Below are 801 nucleotides of genomic sequence, written 5' to 3' on the forward strand. Positions count from 1 at the left end.
GATGCCGGCATCAGATCGGCATCCGGTAGCCGTAGAACTCATGGTCCTCGTTGTAGCCGCCATGGCCGGCGCCGAGATCAGCGAAGTCGTCGACGAACTCGATGGCGGCGACCCATTTCACCATCTTGAACCCGAGCTCGTTCTCGCATCGCAGCCGGATGGGCGCGCCGTGGAGCACGCTGACCGGAGCGCCGTTCATCTCGTAGGCCAGCATCGTGAGGGCGTGCCCCATGTTGCCGATGGTGTGCACGTCGTAATACCGGCCGCCCTCGCCGCCGTCCGCGAAGGAGTAGAACACAGCGTACCGTGCCTCCGCGGTCGGCCGCACCAGGTCCAGGATGGTTCGCATCGGGACGCCACCCCACTTAGCCACGCCTGACCAACCCTGGATGCAGAAGTGGGTGGTGATCTGCTCCTGCTTCGAAAGACCCCGAAGATCGTCCATCGAGAGCACGACGGGCGTCTCCACGAGGCCGCCGACGCGCAGGCGATAGCCCGCGAACCCGTCCGCGACGAGGGCATCGAACTCGGCCGATTTCGGCATCGTCCCGTTGGGCCACATGAAGGGGGAGATGTCCGCCTCCTTGAGTTGGCCCTTCGGGTCCCACCATTCAGCCAGGCCCTTGATCGGCGCGACCATGGCCGTGCCCACGCGCTGCACGACGCGGGCGTGGCGGACCGTGAGGGGCGAGGCCAGCCACGAGACTAGGCCGAGGAGTGCCATCGCCGGCACGAAGACGAAAAATCCGGACCAGGAGGCGTCGTCGACCCCAGCCCACATCATGTTGAGGTTCACCCGCG

At 66.0% G+C, this 801-nt stretch carries 1 protein-coding gene; it reads right to left on the bottom strand.

The genetic code is table 11. The annotated features are described in order from the left end of the window. Positions 1–10: 10 nt before the first annotated feature. Positions 11–801: molybdopterin-dependent oxidoreductase (locus G3T14_RS25600; protein ID WP_163645038.1), on the bottom strand; the 791-nt coding region annotated here is incomplete at its 5' end.

This window comes from Methylobacterium sp. BTF04 (assembly GCF_010692745.1).
Taxonomy (GTDB): domain Bacteria; phylum Pseudomonadota; class Alphaproteobacteria; order Rhizobiales; family Beijerinckiaceae; genus Methylobacterium.